Genomic DNA, 18,084 nt, shown 5'->3' on the forward strand with positions numbered 1-18,084 from the left:
ACAGATTTTGAGTGGTTTCATCTTCGATTCAGACTTCATCCGTTTGATCGGGTCGAGGAGGTCAGGGGAGGCAGGAAGATCGTGAAGACGGCTCCTTCTGGACTGGTGGCGACCTCAACCCGTCCGCCGTAGGACGTGACGATGGATCGGACAATGGACAGGCCGATGCCGTGATTGCCCTTGGCTCCTTTGTAGAAGCGGTCGAAAATGTGCGGCAGGTCTTCCGGCGAGATCCCGGGGCCGTCGTCGGCTATGCGGATTACGATGCGGCCGGCTTCTTCGCGGCAGCTTAAGGTCAGGCTGCTCCGGGCATACCGCACCGCGTTGGAAATCAGGTTCTGAAGCGCCCGTTCCATGGATTTGTCGTCATAGGTAAACAGAACGGGGTCTTCCTGAAAGTCATACTGGATCTGGATTTTCTGTTCGGCCAGAACCGAGGCGAAGCGTTCCGCGGTGTAGGACAGGGTTTCCCTCAGATCACCGGTGGTCTGCACCAGATCGCGGGAACGGGCATCCAGGCGGGACAGGAGGATTACGTCTTCCACCAGCTGGCTGAGGCTGTCCACTTCCTGCCGGATGACCGGCAGGGCTTTCTGCTTCGGAATCAGATCCAGCTCCAGGGCTTCCGCATTGGTTTTAATGATCTGGAGCGGCGTGCGCAGCTCATGGGAGGCGTTCTGGAAAAAGACCCGCTGTTCTTCGTCATAACGTCTGAGTTTCTCGCTGGATTCATTCATGGACAGTTTGAGCTCATGAACCTCCCGGTCGGCAAAATCTTCCTCCAGCGTCTGATAATCGCCATTGCCGATGTGCCGGGCAAACACGCTCAGGGCTTTGACCGGCCCGGCGATCCGGGAAGCGATCAGATAGGTGGCCGCAACGGCCAGCACCAGGGCGACGCTCATGATCAAAAGCAGCAGGCGGGAGAGGTTCTGTTCAAAGCTGTAGAGGTTGGTCATGTTGATGAAGTAGACCTGAAAGGTGGCGATGCCTTCCGCGGACGGCACCACAGTATAGTAGTAGAGCCCCTGATCCGTGGTGAGCTTCAGGATGTCAGAACGGTCGAGGAGAACAGTTCCGTCCTCGACGTGCTGGATGAAATCGTACAGGGGGGAGGATTCATCCAGCGCCGGATAGAAATCGGGCAGCAGAACCTGACGGTCTGCCGTCACAAACAGCCGCTCGGCGTTGCCGCCGACGGACTGGGGCGGCTTGCGTTCCCGGACGGAGGGACCGGCCTCCGTCCGGTCGGGGGGCAGATTGGACCGCGACTGGGTGAGGGCTTCGGTGGCATTGGTTTCTATGTAGTTTGAAATGAGCAGGTTGAAGCTGATGAAGGTCAGCGCGAACACCGCCAGGATCAGGGACGTGACCATGAGCAGCATGCGGGATTTCAGGCTGTATTTTTTCCGTTCCATTTATTCCTCCGCTGCCCGGAAGCCAAATCCCCAGATATTGTCAATGCGAACCCCGCTGCCGGCCAGCTTCTTGCGCAGCCGCCGAACCGTGTCGTCACAGGCTCTGGTTTCAATGTCCTGGCTGTAGCCCCAGACCTCATCCAGCAGCTCGCTGCGCGAAACCGCCCGATCCTGGTGTTCCAGGAGATAGACCAGCAAAGCATACTCGGTGGGCGTCAGTTCCAGGGGCTGATCCCCGGAGCGGGCTTCCATCGTCTTGCGATTGATCCGGATGCTGCCGAAGTGAATCTCTGACCGGGCGGCAGAGCCGTGCTGTTCCTGATCCAGACGGACCCGGCGCAGCATGGCCTTAACCCGCATGACCAGGGAAATGGCGCTGAATGGTTTGGTGAAATAATCGTCGCTGCCCAGGTTGATGCCCGTGGCATAGTCCAGATCACTGTCCCGGGCTGTCAGAATAATGATGGGCACGGGGCTGATCGCGCGGATTTTCCGCGTGATGTCAAAGCCGGAGGATCCCGGCATCAGGACATCCAGGATCACCAGGTCGGCCGGGCTTATCTGGAATTCGTCAAACAGGGCATCGCCGGTGGAAAAATCCCGGACCTGATACCCCTCACTCTCCAGGAACGTTCGAACGGTTTCCCGGATATTATCTTCATCTTCTGCAATATAGATCGATTCATTCATTCTTATCACCTGATTCCAGTATAGCGAAAGATTCCGGGGAATGTTACGAAAAACAGACGCAAAACGGTCACAGAAAATCCAGGGCCCGGAAGATTGGGAGGGCAGTCCGCGCAAATCCGTTGGTGCCGGTCTTCTGAAAAAAGGACAGGAGTTGGTTGAAAAGACTGGATAAATGATAAGATAGAGCTATCAACAATGAAGAATCGGCAATCGGTTGAATGCCGGAGCTTCGGATGAATCGAATGAAGGGGGACCGGATGATGGAAGAACAAATGATAAAATCAGTCCTTGTAAGTTATGAAGCATTAAAGGCATTCTGTGAGGAGGCTTTCCACCGGTTTGGCTTTGAACCGGCACAGAGCGAGCGGATCACGGATGTGCTGCTGGCGGCAGATCTGTATGGGATTGATTCGCACGGCACCAACCGGATTGTGCTGTATCACGAACAGATTCGCAGCGGGTTCATCGATGTGGCGGCACAGCCTGAGGTGGTTTTTGCCACCCCGGTATCGGCAGTTATTGACGGGAATCGCGGCATGGGCCAGCTGGTCTCGGTTCGCGCCATGGAGGAAGCTCTTCGGCTGGCCCGCGCCTCCGGTGTCGGGCTGGTCACGGTTCGAAATTCCAACCATCACGGCATCGCCGGCTATTATTCGCGCCTGGCCGCTCAGGAAGGCTTCCTGGGCATTGCCATGACCAATTCGCTGAAGGCCGTGGTGCCGACCTTTGCCCGGGTGCCGGTGCTGGGCACCAACCCGATGGCGGTGACCTACCCGGGCAATCCGGTTCCCTTCCATTTTGATGCCTCCACTTCAGTGGTAACCGCGGGCAAGTTTGAGGTGTACCACAAGCAGGGTCACCCCATTCCCGCCGGCTGGGGCATCAATGCGGCCGGCGAAGAGGAGACGGATCCCGGAGCCGTGCTGGAGGCCATGAAGACCGGGCAGGGCGGGATTCATCCGCTGGGCGGCGGGGGCGAAATCCACGGCGGCCACAAAGGCTATGGCTTTGCGATGCTGGCAGAAATCTTTTCGTCCATCCTGTCGCAAGGGATTACCTCCAACCATGTGGAAGAGGGGGATACCGCCGGGGTCTGCCACTTCTTTGCCGCCATTGATCCAGCGCTGTTTGGCGATGCAGCTGCCATTTCGGATCATCTGGAACGCTTCCTGACGGAGCTGAGAGAAGCGCCCAAAGCTCAGGGTCAGGAACGGATCTACATTCACGGCGAAAAAGAAGCGGAATGCTATGACCGGCGCAAAGCCGAAGGCATCCGGATCAATCCGGCGGTGCTCCGGGAAATGAGGGACATGGCGCAGGATCTGAACATGGTCCTGGAGGACTACTTTCCGGCCATCTGACCCGATCGCAGAAGAGACCGGAAGCCATGAGGCAATCAGGTATGAGGCGCAATCAGTATTGTGTAAGGCGATCAGGTTCCAGGCGGATTCAACTGAATCCGCCTGTCGCGCGTACACCGAGCCGATGAATGGACAGCCGGATCTTTGTTCCCGGAATTGTGCCCCAGGGTTACCACACTTCTTCCGCAGTTCGTTTATACCTTTGCCGATTCACCGGACTATACTGAAGGTGATAACAAGGAACGGGTCATCCAATCCCCAAGCATCATTCACCATCGGATGATCGACCGGTGAATCAACCAAAGAGAAAAGCGAACCAAAACAAGGAGATGGAAACAATGAAAAAATCAAGACGAATTTTGAGTGCGGCGCTGCTTAGCCTGGCCCTGCTGACTTCAGCGGCAACCGCTCTGGGCGCCGAGGCGGATTATGGCGCACCAGCCGCAAAGGCAGACCTCAGTCTGACCTTGGAAGAAATGCTGACTTACTCCATTCAGGATGAATATCTGGCCGAAGCGGAATACGTAAAAATTCTGGCTGAATTCGGCCAGGTACGACCCTTCAGCAACATCGTCATGGCCGAAGGCCGACACATCGCGATGCTGGAACCACTCTTTGCCAGTTATGGATTTACGGTTCCTGTCAACGAAGCAGCCGGGCGCATCGAACTGCCCGAAACTCTGGTCGAAAGCTATCAAGCCGGTGTGACGGCGGAGATCCTCAATATCGAAATGTATGACCGCTTCCTGAAAGAAACGCTGCCGGAAGACGTCCGGCTGGTGTTTGAACGGCTGAAAGCTGCCTCTGAGAATCATCTGGCTGCCTTTGAACGCGCCGTTCAGCGCTCGGACGGTTCTCTTCAGCCAGGTCGTCAGCCTCGATCCGGTCAAGGCGCTCCCGGACAGGGATCCGCCCCCGGACCGTCCGGCGGATTCCAGCGCGGTGCCGGCAGAGGAGCCGGCCGCGGTATGGGTCAGCGCGTCAACCGCTGCAACTGATATCCGGGAACAGCAGGGCTTGACGGAGTCGCCACGAACTGAACGATTCACCACAACCTGACGGATTTATCCAGGAATCTGAAGCATGGCTTAACCTGGAAGCAGTGGGTTCAAGAAACATTAGTTTCAGCGAACCTCGTTTTTCCGAAGAACCATGACCATCCAAAGAACCATGACCTTGCGAAGAACCATGATATATGAACAGAGCAAAGGAAGGGCCCGTATCGACAGCCGGTATGGGCTCTCCCCTTTGCGGTTCAAAGATGGTTGTCGCCTGGTCGGGCAAACTCGATTTCATCTGATTTTTATTCAGAGGGTTATAATAGAGATAGTAAAAGTACAATCATCGGCTGCTCACGCCAAGAACGAACGGGCAGGAGAGAGAATCACATTCGGATGATTGAGAATGAAGCGGTTATGGGGGAATCATACATGTTTTTTGAATGGGCTCTGCTTTTTTTGATCTATGCCTTTCTGGGCTGGTGCACGGAAGTGGCTTACAACGCCCTGACCAGAGGGAAGTTCATCAATGCCGGGATTCTGAACGGGCCCTGGTGTCCGATTTATGGGTTTGGGATCCTGGCAATTCTCTGGCTGCTCAAGCCGTTTGAGGAGAATCTTCTGGTTCTGTTTTTTGGAGCCGTTGGAATCACCAGTGCGTTGGAGCTGATCACCGGGATCGTGCTGGAGAAGCTGTTTCATCAAAAATGGTGGGATTACTCCGACCGGCCGTTCAATCTGGACGGCTATATCTGCCTGCTGTTCTCGCTGGGCTGGGGGTTGGGATCACTGATTCTGGTGGAACGGATCCATCCCCGGGTTATGAGGCTGATGGCCGTGATGTCGCCCTCGTTGATCATGATTCTGGCGGGAGTTCTCCTGCTGCTTCTCGTATCGGATGCCGTAGTGACTGCCAATACGATTCTGAAGCTAAACCGCAAGCTGGATCACCTGGAAGAGCTGTCGGTTCATATTCGCCGGACTTCGCAGGAGATGGGCGAAGCCCTTGCCTCCGGGTTTATTTACCTGGCCGACCGGAAGGAGGACATGGAGGACCGCCTGGAAGAAAAGCGGCAGGAATTGCGGGATTATATGGAGTCGACCCGGGAGTACCACTATCGCCTGAACGACGGGACGCTGTCCGCACCCGATTCAACGGACCCGGTACATTCTCAGACTGATGCGAAAGACAACCAGTTCATCGAACCAGTCTCTGCAGAAACCGTGAATCAGGTGGATGAGCTGATCAGCCGGCCGCTCTTTGGGGAACATCGGCTGTTCCGGGCCTTTCCGCATGCCCGATCGAAACGTCATCCGGCTGCCCTGCAAAAACTTAAGGAAATTCATCTGAGCCGAACCAAAGCCAGAAGACAGCACCCGCAGACTGGCCGGTTCCGGAAGCATCTACCATACGAACAGGGAGGACCCCATGCATAACATCATTGACGAGACCAGGTTTACAGCCAGAGAGCTCCTGACCAAGGGGTGGTCTGCCGACCCCAAATACATTGTTTCATTCGCTTCGGGCGAAAAACGGCTCCTGCGCCTTTCGCCACCCGGTCAGCTGGCGTTCAGGGAGCTGGAATTCCAGCGCATGAAGCAGCTTTATGCACTGGGAATACCCATGTCAGAACCCCTGGAACTGGGCTATTGCCAGGGCGGCCGCCGCATCGGCATACTGCTCAGCTGGATTGAGGGCGACGATCTGGAATTTGCGCTCCCGGCCTTGAGCTTGCGGCAGCAGTATGACCTGGGGGTCGAATCCGGCCGGATCCTGAAGAAAATCCACTCTTTGCCGGCCCCGCCGGATCAGGAGGACTGGACCGTCCGTTTTAACCGCAAAGTGGACCGCAACATCGCCCTGTACCAGGACTGCGGCATCCAGGTGGAGGGAGTTCAGCATCTGCTGGACTATATCCGGGTCAGCCGGGAACTGCTGAACGATCGTCCGCAGTGTGTTCAGCACGGGGACTATCATGTCGGCAACATGATCCTGACGAAGGACCGGCAGCTGTTCATCATTGATTTTAATAGACATGATGCAGGAGATCCCTGGGAAGAATTCAACCGAATCGTCTGGAGTGCACAAGTCAGTCCGGCGTTTGCTACCGGCCAGCTGCACGGCTATTTTGACGGAGAGCCGCCCAGTCAGTTTTTTGCGCTGCTGGCGTTCTATATCGCCAGCAATTCCCTGTCCTCCATTCCCTGGGCGATCTCCTTTGGTCCCAAGGAAGTCGAAGGGATGATTCACCAGGTGCAAAAGGTCCTGACCTGGTTTGACAACATGAAGAATCCGATCCCGAACTGGTATCTGGACGCAGCGAAGAAAATCGGCAGTACCGGCGAAATTTTATAGCATTTCTGTACCATCAGCCGATGGGGCCGGCTCACGCTTTTCCTGTCAATCCAATTATAATTTCATATCGAAAAATCCGCTCTTATCATCAGATTGATATTGGGTAGTGGGTTACTTTTATGATAAAATGAGGTAGAACGAAAGATAAATTGCGTATTTGTTCACAAGGCTTTCGTGAAGCGAGTCCATCGACTCGTAAAGTCTAGGATCAAAAATTCAAATCGGAGGTATCCCATGAATCCATTTATCATGAAATTTGTTACAGACGGATTTTTCAACGAAACGGTTGGCAACTTCATTGACGAAGCCATCACCAGCGGAGATTCCATCATTATCGCAGGTCACCGGTCAACTGGAACCAGACCCTTCATGGCCAACCTGATGGCAGTCACCAAAAAGACCCATCCGGCGATTCAAGTTAAAAAGGCGGAAGACCTGGAAAAGGAAACCAAGTATTTCCTGATCCCCGGCATCCCGGACATCGACTTTGAAGAACTGATCTACAATGCGATCAAGGTTCCCGATACCAGCATCCTCACCATCAAGGAACCGGAACAGCCAGTTTCCTTAATGAAGATCTTCAAGAAGCTCTACAAGGAAGTCGGAGCCACCCCGAAGAAATTCCACCAGATCGAATGTGAGAAGAAAGACGGCGTGCCTTTCGTCAAGAAAGTAACTACCTTCACCATGTCCGAAGACGGAAAAGTTCAGAAGGAAGATCTCGTATTCTAGAAAATCAGGCGACCTGCCAATTTGGCGGGTTGCTTCTTTTTTTGGGCGGTCCGGACTGTGATCACTGGAAACAACAACAGAAACGGATACAGTAACAGAAACAGAACAAGAGAAGAGAAAGAGTAGGGGTAGGAGTAGGAGTAGGAGTAAGAGTAAGAGTAAGAATTGCAGCAACAACATTTGCATATATGAGATCAGGTCATTACCAGGTCATTACCACGGATTCCTGAAGGAAAGCACCTGATTTCCTGAGAGACAATCCGAGACAATGCAGCCAGGCAGAAGTTCTGGAATGCTCCGTATAGGCAGAGGCGATGAATCGGCAGATTTCGCGGAAACTGCTGGGGCTTCCCCATCCTTTTTAATAACGGGATGGGGAAGAATCTGATAAACTATATGTAGTCTGTTTTAAGATCAATTGAAAGAAAACCAAAGATATATTAGCCTATGCCGGGCGTCAAGCGGATGCTGACTGCTTCCAGGGGAGAGCAGAAGATTGCTCTGATTCACTCGGAATAGAAAACCGACCTGGCTGGAACAGCCGCTCAAAGAGGAGAAGAACCCATGATCATCGTATTGAAGCCAACCCCGAATAAAGAAGAAATGGAGCGCCTGATCACCTGGCTGGAAAGCCAGGGGGTTCTGGTGCATGCCAGCATGGATCTCTCCCAGATCAATCTGGAGGTGGTGGGGGATACCTCCCGATTGGACAAGCAGTTCATTGAAGCCCTGGATGTCGTGGACCATGTCCAGCCGATTCGGAGGTTTGAACGCTGCACCGATCGGAAATTTCATCCCGAGGATACCGTGATTCAGGTTGGAAATACTCAGATCGGCGGAGGCAGTCTGACCCTCATGGCCGGGCCATGCTCCGTGGAAAGCGAGGCTCAGGTAGTGGCCATTGCCCGGGCCGTGAAAGCCAGCGGGGCTACGATGCTTCGCGGCGGAGCGTTCAAGCCCAGAACTTCACCCTATGCCTTTCAGGGTCTGGGCGAAAAAGGACTGGATCTTCTTCGGGTCGCCCGTCAGGAAACCGGCCTGCCCCTGGTCAGCGAGATCATGGATGTGAGCCAGCTCGATCTATTCAAGGATATCGACGTCATCCAGGTTGGAGCCCGCAACATGCAGAACTACGAGCTGCTCAAGGCACTGGGGCGACAGGACAAGCCCGTCATGATCAAGCGCGGGATGTCCGCGACCTACGAAGAGTGGCTCATGAGCGCCGAATACGTCATGGCCGGGGGCAATAACCAGGTGATCCTGTGTGAGCGCGGCATCCGAACCTTCGAAACTTATACCCGCAATACGCTGGATATCACCTCAATTCCCTTCATGCGCCGCCTGACACATCTGCCCATCATCGCTGATCCCAGCCATGCCACCGGCAAAGCCTGGCTGGTGGGGCCGCTTTCCCAGGGTATTGTTGCCACAGGGGCGGACGGAATTCTTATCGAAGTGCACAATGATCCGGAACACGCACTGTGTGACGGGGAACAGTCCATCACGCCGGAAGAGTTTGACTCTCTGGCCGGAAAGCTGACTCGCCTGCATGGATTCATGAAGGAGTTATAGGACTGGATCTGCAGTTTTTGCCATGCACAAAATCCGACAGGAGCGAAAGGAGTGAAACCATGGATATCATGTCAAACCAAGTCATACCGGTGGATCCGCCTTATCCCGTCCTGATCGGACAGGGATTGCTTTGCCATGCCGGAGAACTGATCCGGGAGATTCTGGGGGATTGCCGCATCGCGCTGATCACGGATTCCAATGTGGCTTCGCTGTATCTGGAAACGGTCACCCGCAGTCTGGAGACTTCGGGCTATCCAGTCAGTTCCTGGGTCATTCCGGCTGGTGAGGCCTCGAAAAATATGGGGGAACTGAGCCTTGTTCTGGAGTTTCTGGCAGAGTCGGGCCTTGACCGAACCGATGCCGTGATTGCTCTGGGAGGCGGTGTGGTGGGAGATCTGGCTGGCTTTGCGGCCGGCTGTTATCTGCGCGGCATCCGGTATGTCCAGCTGCCGACCACCCTGCTGGCGGCAGTGGATTCCTCCGTCGGCGGCAAATGCGCGGTGGATCTGGCAGAGGGCAAAAATCTGGCCGGACTGTTCCACCAGCCCAGTGCCGTTCTCTGTGACATCGACTGCCTGGCGACGCTGCCCTGGCTGGTTCTGGCTGACGGAATGGCGGAGGCGGTAAAAACCGCGATTCTGTCCGGAGACGAACTGTTTGCCTTATGCCGCAGACCCGCCGAACCCTCCGTTTTACGCGAAATCATCGACCGCTGCCTGACCTTCAAAGGAGAAGTCGTGGCGGCCGATCCAAGGGAACAAGGCCTGCGCCGGATTCTCAACCTGGGCCATACCCCGGCCCATGCCATTGAGCTGTGCTCGGGCTACACCGTATCCCACGGACAGGCGGTAGCAATGGGACTGGTCATCATGGCCCGGGCCGGCGAAGTCCTGGGCTGGAGCGAGCCAGGTCTGACGGGTAAGATCTGCGCGGTTCTGGAGCATCATCAGCTGCCGGTAAGAGCACCGTTCCAGGCGGCCCAGCTGGCCGCTGCAGCTCTGCGCGACAAGAAACGCAAGGGAACGCAGATCACCCTGGTGATCCCGGTCCGCATCGGCGAATGGGTCGAAAAGACCATCCCGGTCACCGAACTGGAAGCCGTCTTTGCGGCAGGTCTGGAGGAATTTCATGATTGTTCGAATTGAACCGGGACCGCTGGGCGGTACGGTGAATGCCATCCCGTCCAAATCAATGGCTCACCGCCTGCTGATCTGCGCCGCCCTGGCCGATCAGCCGACGCAGCTGGATCTGAAGTTTCAATCGGAAGACATTGAGGCGACCCGGCGCTGTCTGTCAGCCCTGGGCGCTGAATTTACCCGAAATGACCAGGGACTTCTCGTCCGGCCCTGGTCGAAGGTCCCATACAATCCGCTGCTGGACTGCGGGGAAAGCGGATCCACCCTGCGCTTTCTGCTGCCGGTAGCCGCCGCACTTTGTCCGGCGGCACGCTTTACGGGCAGCGGCCGGCTGCCTGACCGGCCGATTTCAGACCTGGCCAAGGCCATGTCAGACCAGGGTGTCAGTTTTTCCTCGGAGCGACTGCCCTTTGCCGCATCCGGAGTGCTGCAGCCCGGACATTACGCCATATCCGGCAGCATCAGCTCCCAGTACCTCTCCGGTCTGCTTCTGGCCATGGCCGTCATGCCCGGAGACTCGAGCCTCGAGGTGACCACCGAACTGGAGTCGCAGCCCTATGTAGAGATGACCATTCAGACACTCCGACAATTTGGGGCTTCCGTTTCCCCAGACGACAGCGGCTGGCAGGTGGCGGGGCAGGCGCGGCTTCAGTCGCCGGGGCACCTGGCGGTAGAGGGAGACTGGTCCAATGCTGGGTTCTTCCTGACCGCCGGTGCCCTGGGCAGTGACATCACCGTGAAGGGACTGGATCCCGCTTCAGGGCAGGGCGATCGGCAGATTCTCAGCGTGCTGGAAGCAATGGGCGCTTCGTTCAGCTCTTCGGCGGAGGGTCTCCGCGTCGTGCCGGGAACACTGACCGGTTTCGCCGTGGACATGCGGCAAATCCCGGATGCCCTGCCGATCTTGGCGGTGGCAGCCACCGCTGCCCGGGGGGAAACCCGACTGATTCACGCCGGCCGGCTGCGCTACAAGGAAAGTGACCGCCTGAAGGCAACGGCGGAGCTGATCCGATCCCTGGGCGGACAGGTCCGGGAACTTCCGGATCAGCTCATCATTCAGGGATCCGCTCTGACCGGAGGGACAGTCCAAAGCTTCAGCGACCATCGCATCGTGATGGCGGCAGCCATCGCGGCCACTGTGGCACAAGGTCCGGTCACGATTTTGGGGGCGGAAGCTGTCCGGAAATCCTACCCTGATTTTTTCAACGACTACCAGTCCCTGGGAGGGAATGTTCATGTCCTCTGATTTTGGCAAGATCCTGAAAACAACAATCTTCGGCCAGTCCCACGGTAAAGCCGTGGGCGTGGTCATGGACGGGCTGCCGGCCGGCCTGTCCATCGATCGGGAGGCTCTGTACGCTTTCATGGCCCGGCGCGCGCCGGGCAGAAACCCCTGGTCCACCGCCCGCCGGGAAACGGATCGACCGGTCTTTTTGTCCGGGCTGCGGGATGGACTCACCACCGGGGATCCGCTGTGCGCAATCATCGAAAATCAGGATGCCCGCTCCGACGATTATGCCTTGCTCGCGGACACGCCCCGCCCGGGTCATGCCGACTATGCCGCCCAGATCAAGTGGAAGGGACAGGCCGATCTGCGGGGCGGAGGTCATTTCTCCGGCCGGCTGACGGCGCCTCTGTGCGTCGCCGGCGGCATTGCCCGGCAAATTCTGGCCCGGTGCGGCATAGAAGTGGGCGCGCATCTGGCTTCGGTCGGTGAGATTGAGGATGAAGCGTTCCCGCTGAACCCCAACCCTGATTTGTTCCGGGCTGTCGCAGCGAGAACATTTCCAGTCCTGGATGACGCGGCCGGAGACCGGATGAAGGCATTGATTGAGCTGGTGGCCAGGGAAGGGGACTCCATTGGCGGCACCGTTGAATGCGTTGCCATCGGCCTTCCCGCCGGCATCGGCAGCCCGATGTTCGGGGGCATAGAGACTCGCCTGGCCCAGGCTCTGTTTGGGATACCTGCCGTCAAAGGCGTGGAATTCGGCTCAGGGTTTGCCGGTTCGGCCCGGCGCGGTTCCCGCAACAATGATCCCTTTGTTTTGGAAGCTGGGGAAATCCGGACAGCCAGCAATCATGCCGGCGGTATTCTGGGCGGCATCAGCAGCGGTATGCCCGTTGTCCTGCGAGTGGCGCTCAAGCCGACTCCTTCCATTGCACAGCCGCAGCAGTCAGTATCTCTGAGCCGGCAGGAACCGGCTGAACTGAGCATCACCGGCCGCCATGATCCCTGCGTCGCCCTGCGCGCGGTGCCGGTGGTGGAAGCCGTCACGGCCATTGTTCTGCTGGACCTGCTGCTGGAGGAAGGCGTTCCGCTGCTGACGGCGGAATCGGCGGTGACCCCGTGAGCGCTCCGATTTATGGCCTGCTCGGCCGAAGCCTGAGCCACAGTTGGTCCGTTCCGATTCATCGGGCCCTGGGCTGCGACAGCTACCGTCTGATTGAGCGGGAACCGGAAGAACTCAAGGACTTTCTCCGGGATCCGGACATTGCCGGATTGAATGTCACGATTCCCTATAAGACGGCAGTGATGTCCCTGTGCGATGTCATTGCGCCGGAGGCTGCCGCGATCGGCAGCGTCAATACCATTGTCAGACAGGCGGACAGCCGCCTGCATGGTTACAATACCGACCTGACCGGCTTTCGTTACATGGTTCGGCGCTGCGGCCTTGAGCTGCGAGATCGAAAGGTTCTGATCCTGGGGGGAGGTGGGGCTTCTCTGACGGTCCGGCAGGCGGCGGTGCAGGCGGGAGCGGCAGATATTGTCACTGTCACCCGGGGCGGTTCGGTTCGGTATGAGGACCTCACCGAACATCGCGATGCCGAGATTCTAGTCAACGCCACCCCGGTGGGAATGTATCCCCGAACCGGAGAAACGCTGGTGGATCTGCGGGATTTCCCCCGGCTGTGCGGCGTTCTGGATCTGATCTACAATCCGCAGCGAACCCGGCTCCTGCTTCAGGCGGAGGCCCTGGGAATCCCCTGGTCTGACGGACTGCCCATGCTGGTGGCTCAGGCGGTGGCGGCGGAAGAGCTGTTTTTTGGACGCAGCATTCCGGAATCAGAAACCGAACGAATTCTGAACCAGCTGCGCTTCGACAGCACCAATCTGGTCCTGATCGGAATGCCCGGCTGCGGCAAAAGCACGGTCGGTCAAGCGCTAGGTCAACTGACCGGACGGGAAGTCATTGAGACGGACCGGCGAATTGTCGAGCGAGCCGGACGGACGATTCCAGAGCTGTTTGCCGACCGCGGCGAAGCGTATTTCCGGGAACTGGAACGGGAGGAAGTCGAGCGCGCCGGTCGGGAAAGCGGGAAAATAATCGTTACCGGCGGCGGAGTGGTCAAGGATCGCAGGAACTATGACGCACTGCGCCAGAACGGTCGGATTTATCAGCTGGAGCGCTCCCCGAGCCTGCTGGCCCGGGAAGGCCGGCCCCTGTCTCAGGCAGGTGAGCTGGAAGAGCTCTGGCGGGAACGCCAGCCTCTGTATGAATCGTTCCGAGCTACGGCTGTTGACAACAGCGGCACGCCGGAAGACACCGCAGCAATGATCTGGAGGGATTTCATTGAAAATTTTAGTCATTAACGGCCCCAATCTGAATATGCTGGGCATTCGGGAACCCGAGATTTATGGACGCGACACGTATGAGGACCTGTGCCGGCTGATCCGGGAGGAAGCCGATTGCCTGGGCGTCCAGGTCAGCCTGTTCCAGTCCAATCATGAGGGAGCCCTGGTGGATGCCATCCAGGGAGCCTATCAGAAACAGGATGGCCTGATCATCAATCCCGCAGCCTATACCCACACCAGCATCGCGCTGCTCGATGCGGTGAAAGCTGTAGGCATCCCTACGATTGAGGTTCACCTGTCCGATCCGGATACCAGGGAACCATTTCGCCGGATCTCTTACCTACGGCCGGCCTGCCTTGATACCGTCAAAGGACTGGGGTTCGACAGCTATCTGGCAGCCCTGCGCCGCCTGGTCAGCCACTGCCGCAGCCTGAAAGAAACCAGCCGATGAACGAACAGATCCAACCACCTCAGCTGAATTTTCCTTGAATTGACAGAGAGTCTCCAATCCGCACCGGATCAGAGACTCTCTGTCCGTTTCTTTGTACCTCGAAACAGATCCGAAAAGAAATTTACTGAAAACGTATCTTCCAGAAAAAAAACCTCAAAATTGATTGGTGCCTCTTGCTTTGAGGCACTTTTTCAATTTCCAATGTATGGTCAAAACTTGATTTCCAGCAGTTCCGCAATCTTTCTCTGCTCTTCGCTGAGTTCGGAGATGACTTCGCTCTCCACGCCGCTGAATTCGACGATTTCTTTGCGGATCGATTTGAGAACTTCGATGACATAGTCAAAGGTATATTCTTTGTTTTTTCCCTCAACATCGCTTTCCATCAGCGGTTTGATGCGCTGCTTCATGTTCCACATCAGGTAGTAGGCAAGCATACACACAAAGACATGGCAATCCACTCGGTTATCAGTTTTGTGGAATACCGGTCTGATGTCGAGTTGCACTGTCTTCAGGTTGCGGAAGGCCTGTTCAACATTGATCAGTTTCCGATAGCTCCTGACTACTTCCTCGATCTCCATATCTTCTTTCGGCACACTTGTGAAAATGACATAACAGCCGTCAAACTGCTCTTCTTCCCGGATTTTGGCTTCGTCGAAGGACCAGGAGAAGGTTCCGTCGATGATGGTAGACTGCACGAATTTACCGACTTTGAACTTATTGATAACCTTGCCTACCCGGATCCCCAAGTCGCCATCATCAACTTTGCGCTTGCCTCTGGCGATCTTATCCAGCTCAATACGGGTCTTTTCCAGTAATGCACGGCGAGTCTGCCCCTCATCGGCCGCGCGGGCGTTGTTCTTGCACAAGCCATACCGGATTCCCTTTTCAGGGTCCACCACTTCGACGATATTCTTCTCATCGAACATCGACAGCTGCACATCTTCCCGTTCGCAGAGCTTCTCGATCTGGGAATGGGTCAGGGCTGAAATCGTATGGATTTGGAAGGCTTCCTGGGTTTGGATTTTCTCAAACTGCGCCTTTGTGATCATCCCACGGTCACCCACGAAGATGGCATTCTCAACTCCATACTTTTCTTTGATCTCGAGGATCTTCGCCGATACGGTCGTCTCATCCTTGGTGTTTCCCCGGAAGACCTCGACAGCTATGGGGCACCCATCCTGACTGCAAATAAGGCCGATGACGATTTGTTCATGGCCTCTTTTTTTATCACGGTTGTAGCCGTAGGTGATCATTTTGCTGTTTGAATATTTTCCTTCAAAATAGGTACTGGTGATGTCATAGAGGATTACACTGCGCTGGGTCAGATGCTTTTGTGCCAGTTTCTTCTGGATGATGTCCTTGCGCTCCATGAGACGATCCATGGGGCTGTAGCAGTGATGGTTGACATCGATATTCGTGTCAGTCACACCGCACAGTTCCCACAGCGAGCTGAAAGAGCCCACTCGGGTAAGGGACAGCTTGCTGCCCGCATAGATGACGCGGCCGACTATCATAGCCATAACATCCTGCACCCACGGCTCAGCCGGGCGGGAGTAGATGATCTTGTCGAGTCCGGTGGATCTGGCGATCTGGCGCAATGCAAACGAAGCCCCATACTCCTTGGAGTTGAGGATTTTAAAGTCTGATTTCAAGACGACATTGCCTTGAAAAGCAGCCTGGATGAGTTTCAACGTGGCCAAGGGAACGCCAGTGATCCGGGATAGCGTTTCGTGCTTAATGACACCGTTCTCCCTGTAGGAAGAGCGGATGAGACCATACGGATTTGAACGATGGGTTTGGATCTCTAAATGCAGTCGTGAAGACTTTTTATCACTCGACGATTTCATAAGACACCTCACCATTGAACTGTATAGTATTATTATACACTTATATCGATTACATATCAATGGATTTCGATTAAAATGTATGGCTACATTTTCACAATCAATATGGCTGTAATCATTGGCACACAATGATTACAGCCATTTCCCCTCTGGAAGATACGTGAAAAGAGGGGGAAAGAGACCCCGTTAATAAGTGGAATGAGAAGTGGAAAGTGAATAGGAAAGAGAATAGGAAAGAGCTCATTGCAAAGAATCCGTCCGGAGGCTGACCAGGGTGGTGCTGCAACAAGCCTGGTCGGTGGAACAGAAGAGGGGAGAAAGTACCGATAGAAAAGCAATAAAAAATGGATCGAAATTCGATGATGAAAGCATTGACAGGAAAAGAAGTTGGCTTTATGATATTAACGTATTAACATATATGAATATGATTAAGCGTAAAATTTTGATTAGCTCCTCAGTGAACTTTTCAGTGAATGTTTCTTTGAATGTTCCAAGAGTGGGTGATTCAAATTTGGATGTATCGGGGAGGTATTATGAATCAATTAGTGAATCTATTCAAGCTGATGTCGGATGAAACGAGGCTCAGGATGCTGGTTCTTCTGTATCAGGAAGAACTTTGCGTCTGTCAGCTGGGCGGAATACTGGAAATCTCGCAGCCGAGAATATCGCAGAACCTGGCAAAACTGCGGGATCTTGGCCTGGTTCGGGATGAGCGGAAAGAAAAATTTGTGTTCTATTCCCTCAAGGGGGATCATCCGATGCTGATGAAGCTGCTTTCGGATATCATGGAGAACCTGGCGCAGTATCCCCGGCTGATGGAGGATCAGGCCAGACTCAAAGAGAAAGATACTTACCTGACGACCTGCTGCGTGCCGGTGCGATAAAACGGAGGATTAATGACCATGGCTTTTTTTCAATTTTTCAATGACCAGTTTCTAAAGATGAAATGGCTGTCTGACGGGGTAGCGGTTCTGGTGGAGCAGGGACTGGGGCTGAGCCTCCAGGATCGCCTGGGCGCCAGCGTCCACTTCTTCGTGTATGACGTGATCAAGATTTTCCTGCTGCTGTCGTTCCTGATTTTTGCCATCTCCTATATTCAAAGCTATTTCCCGCCGGAGCGAACTCGAAAGATTCTGGGTCGCTACAACGGAATCAGCGCAAATATTCTGGGGGCACTGCTGGGGACCATCACGCCATTCTGCTCGTGTTCCTCCATTCCGCTGTTCATTGGCTTTACCAGCGCGGGGTTGCCCATTGGCGTTACGTTTTCCTTCCTGATCTCCTCTCCGCTGGTGGATCTGGCCTCCATCATCCTGCTGGCCAGCATCTTCAATTGGAAGATCGCACTGGCGTATGTCGTGGTAGGGTTGATTCTGGCGGTCCTGGGCGGTACGATTATCAGCCGGGCCAAGCTGGAAGACTATGTGGAATCCTTCGTGTTTGGCACCGCCATGGCAGAGGTGGAATCAGAGGAACTGACCGTGAAAGATCGGATTGCATTCGCCGTCGATCAGGTGAAGGACATCGTCCGTCGGGTTTGGCTCTATGTCATCCTGGGGGTTGGAATCGGCGCAGCCATCCATAACTGGATTCCCGAATCCATCATTGCCGCCATTCTGGGGCAGGATAAGTGGTACTCCGTGCTCATTGCTACCTTCGTCGGCGTGCCGATGTACGCTGATATCTTCGGGACACTGCCCATCGCCGAAGCGCTGCTGGCCAAAGGTGTTGGCCTTGGCACCGTCCTGTCCTTCATGATGGGCGTGACGGCTTTATCGCTGCCTTCCCTGATCATGCTCAAGAAAGTGGTCAAGCCGAAGCTTCTGGCCGTCTTCTTTTCGGTCGTGACCCTGGGCATTATTCTGATCGGCTATGTCTTCAATATGCTCGGGCATCTGTTGATTTAGCTCTGGGGATTTGGCAGAAAAGAATCCCCCAAATGGGGAGAGTAA

17 protein-coding genes are annotated in these 18,084 nt (G+C 55.3%); 14 read left to right on the plus strand and 3 right to left on the minus strand.

Annotated features, from left to right (window positions below):
• Nucleotides 1-35: 35 nt before the first annotated feature.
• Together P6M73_RS04975 and P6M73_RS04980 are read right to left on the minus strand one after the other, a co-directional pair.
• The gene (locus P6M73_RS04975) at nucleotides 36-1,418 is read right to left on the minus strand and encodes a sensor histidine kinase (RefSeq protein ID WP_277855008.1); all 1,383 of its coding nucleotides are present in this window, start codon (nucleotides 1,416-1,418) and stop codon (nucleotides 36-38) included.
• Nucleotides 1,419-2,108: a response regulator transcription factor gene (locus P6M73_RS04980; RefSeq protein WP_277855009.1), complete on the minus strand. Its 690-nt coding sequence runs from the start codon at nucleotides 2,106-2,108 to the stop codon at nucleotides 1,419-1,421.
• 233 nt (nucleotides 2,109-2,341) lie between these two features.
• Here P6M73_RS04980 and P6M73_RS04985 point away from each other — a divergent pair, with 233 nt between their 5' ends.
• From P6M73_RS04985 to aroQ, 11 genes are all read left to right on the plus strand, one after another.
• Complete coding sequence (locus tag P6M73_RS04985; protein ID WP_277855010.1) at nucleotides 2,342-3,469, plus strand: Ldh family oxidoreductase; 1,128 nt, start codon at nucleotides 2,342-2,344, stop codon at nucleotides 3,467-3,469.
• Between the two features lie 338 nt (nucleotides 3,470-3,807).
• Nucleotides 3,808-4,467 carry a ferritin-like domain-containing protein gene (locus P6M73_RS04990; protein WP_277855011.1) on the plus strand — a complete coding sequence of 220 codons (660 nt, stop codon included), beginning with the start codon at nucleotides 3,808-3,810 and terminating at the stop codon, nucleotides 4,465-4,467.
• A gap of 432 nt (nucleotides 4,468-4,899) precedes the next feature.
• Entirely contained in the window at nucleotides 4,900-5,904 is a 1,005-nt protein-coding gene (locus P6M73_RS04995; protein WP_277855012.1) for a putative ABC transporter permease, read from the plus strand.
• Nucleotides 5,897-6,823 (plus strand): phosphotransferase family protein, encoded by a 927-nt coding sequence (locus tag P6M73_RS05000; protein WP_277855013.1) that lies wholly within the window; start codon nucleotides 5,897-5,899, stop codon nucleotides 6,821-6,823. Before P6M73_RS04995 ends, P6M73_RS05000 begins: the two co-directional genes overlap by 8 nt.
• Before the next feature lie 234 nt (nucleotides 6,824-7,057).
• Nucleotides 7,058-7,555 (plus strand): hypothetical protein, encoded by a 498-nt coding sequence (locus P6M73_RS05005; RefSeq protein WP_277855014.1) that lies wholly within the window; start codon nucleotides 7,058-7,060, stop codon nucleotides 7,553-7,555.
• Nucleotides 7,556-8,119: 564 nt separating this feature from the next.
• Nucleotides 8,120-9,127 (plus strand): 3-deoxy-7-phosphoheptulonate synthase, encoded by a 1,008-nt coding sequence (gene aroF, locus P6M73_RS05010; RefSeq protein ID WP_277855015.1) that lies wholly within the window; start codon nucleotides 8,120-8,122, stop codon nucleotides 9,125-9,127.
• A gap of 59 nt (nucleotides 9,128-9,186) precedes the next feature.
• Entirely contained in the window at nucleotides 9,187-10,272 is a 1,086-nt protein-coding gene (gene aroB, locus P6M73_RS05015; protein WP_277855016.1) for a 3-dehydroquinate synthase, read from the plus strand.
• Nucleotides 10,256-11,509 carry a 3-phosphoshikimate 1-carboxyvinyltransferase gene (aroA, locus tag P6M73_RS05020; protein ID WP_277855017.1) on the plus strand — a complete coding sequence of 418 codons (1,254 nt, stop codon included), beginning with the start codon at nucleotides 10,256-10,258 and terminating at the stop codon, nucleotides 11,507-11,509. The genes aroB and aroA overlap by 17 nt, the downstream gene beginning before the upstream one ends.
• Nucleotides 11,499-12,614, plus strand: a complete 1,116-nt coding sequence (gene aroC / locus P6M73_RS05025) for a chorismate synthase (protein ID WP_277855018.1) — start codon at nucleotides 11,499-11,501, stop codon at nucleotides 12,612-12,614. Before aroA ends, aroC begins: the two co-directional genes overlap by 11 nt.
• Complete coding sequence (locus P6M73_RS05030; protein WP_277855019.1) at nucleotides 12,611-13,855, plus strand: shikimate kinase; 1,245 nt, start codon at nucleotides 12,611-12,613, stop codon at nucleotides 13,853-13,855. Before aroC ends, P6M73_RS05030 begins: the two co-directional genes overlap by 4 nt.
• Nucleotides 13,836-14,288 (plus strand): type II 3-dehydroquinate dehydratase, encoded by a 453-nt coding sequence (gene aroQ / locus P6M73_RS05035; RefSeq protein ID WP_277855020.1) that lies wholly within the window; start codon nucleotides 13,836-13,838, stop codon nucleotides 14,286-14,288. Before P6M73_RS05030 ends, aroQ begins: the two co-directional genes overlap by 20 nt.
• 209 nt (nucleotides 14,289-14,497) lie before the next feature.
• On the opposite strand, the gene P6M73_RS05040 is transcribed toward aroQ, so the two are convergent.
• The gene (locus P6M73_RS05040; protein WP_277853696.1) at nucleotides 14,498-16,135 is read right to left on the minus strand and encodes an IS1634 family transposase; all 1,638 of its coding nucleotides are present in this window, start codon (nucleotides 16,133-16,135) and stop codon (nucleotides 14,498-14,500) included.
• A 271-nt stretch (nucleotides 16,136-16,406) separates the two neighbouring features.
• Here P6M73_RS05040 and P6M73_RS05045 point away from each other — a divergent pair, with 271 nt between their 5' ends.
• From P6M73_RS05045 to P6M73_RS05055, 3 genes are read left to right on the plus strand one after another with little or no spacing between them, the layout of a single operon-like run.
• The gene (locus tag P6M73_RS05045) at nucleotides 16,407-16,706 is read left to right on the plus strand and encodes a hypothetical protein (RefSeq protein ID WP_277855021.1); all 300 of its coding nucleotides are present in this window, start codon (nucleotides 16,407-16,409) and stop codon (nucleotides 16,704-16,706) included.
• The gene (locus P6M73_RS05050; protein WP_277855022.1) at nucleotides 16,666-17,016 is read left to right on the plus strand and encodes an ArsR/SmtB family transcription factor; all 351 of its coding nucleotides are present in this window, start codon (nucleotides 16,666-16,668) and stop codon (nucleotides 17,014-17,016) included. Before P6M73_RS05045 ends, P6M73_RS05050 begins: the two co-directional genes overlap by 41 nt.
• 18 nt (nucleotides 17,017-17,034) lie before the next feature.
• A complete protein-coding gene (locus tag P6M73_RS05055) occupies nucleotides 17,035-18,039 on the plus strand; it encodes a permease (protein WP_277855023.1) in 1,005 nt (334 codons plus the stop codon).
• Nucleotides 18,040-18,084 lie beyond the last annotated feature (45 nt).

This window comes from Anaerococcoides asporogena, from assembly GCF_029590275.1.
In the GTDB taxonomy this organism is placed as follows: domain Bacteria; phylum Bacillota; class Clostridia; order Clostridiales; family Clostridiaceae; genus JG1575.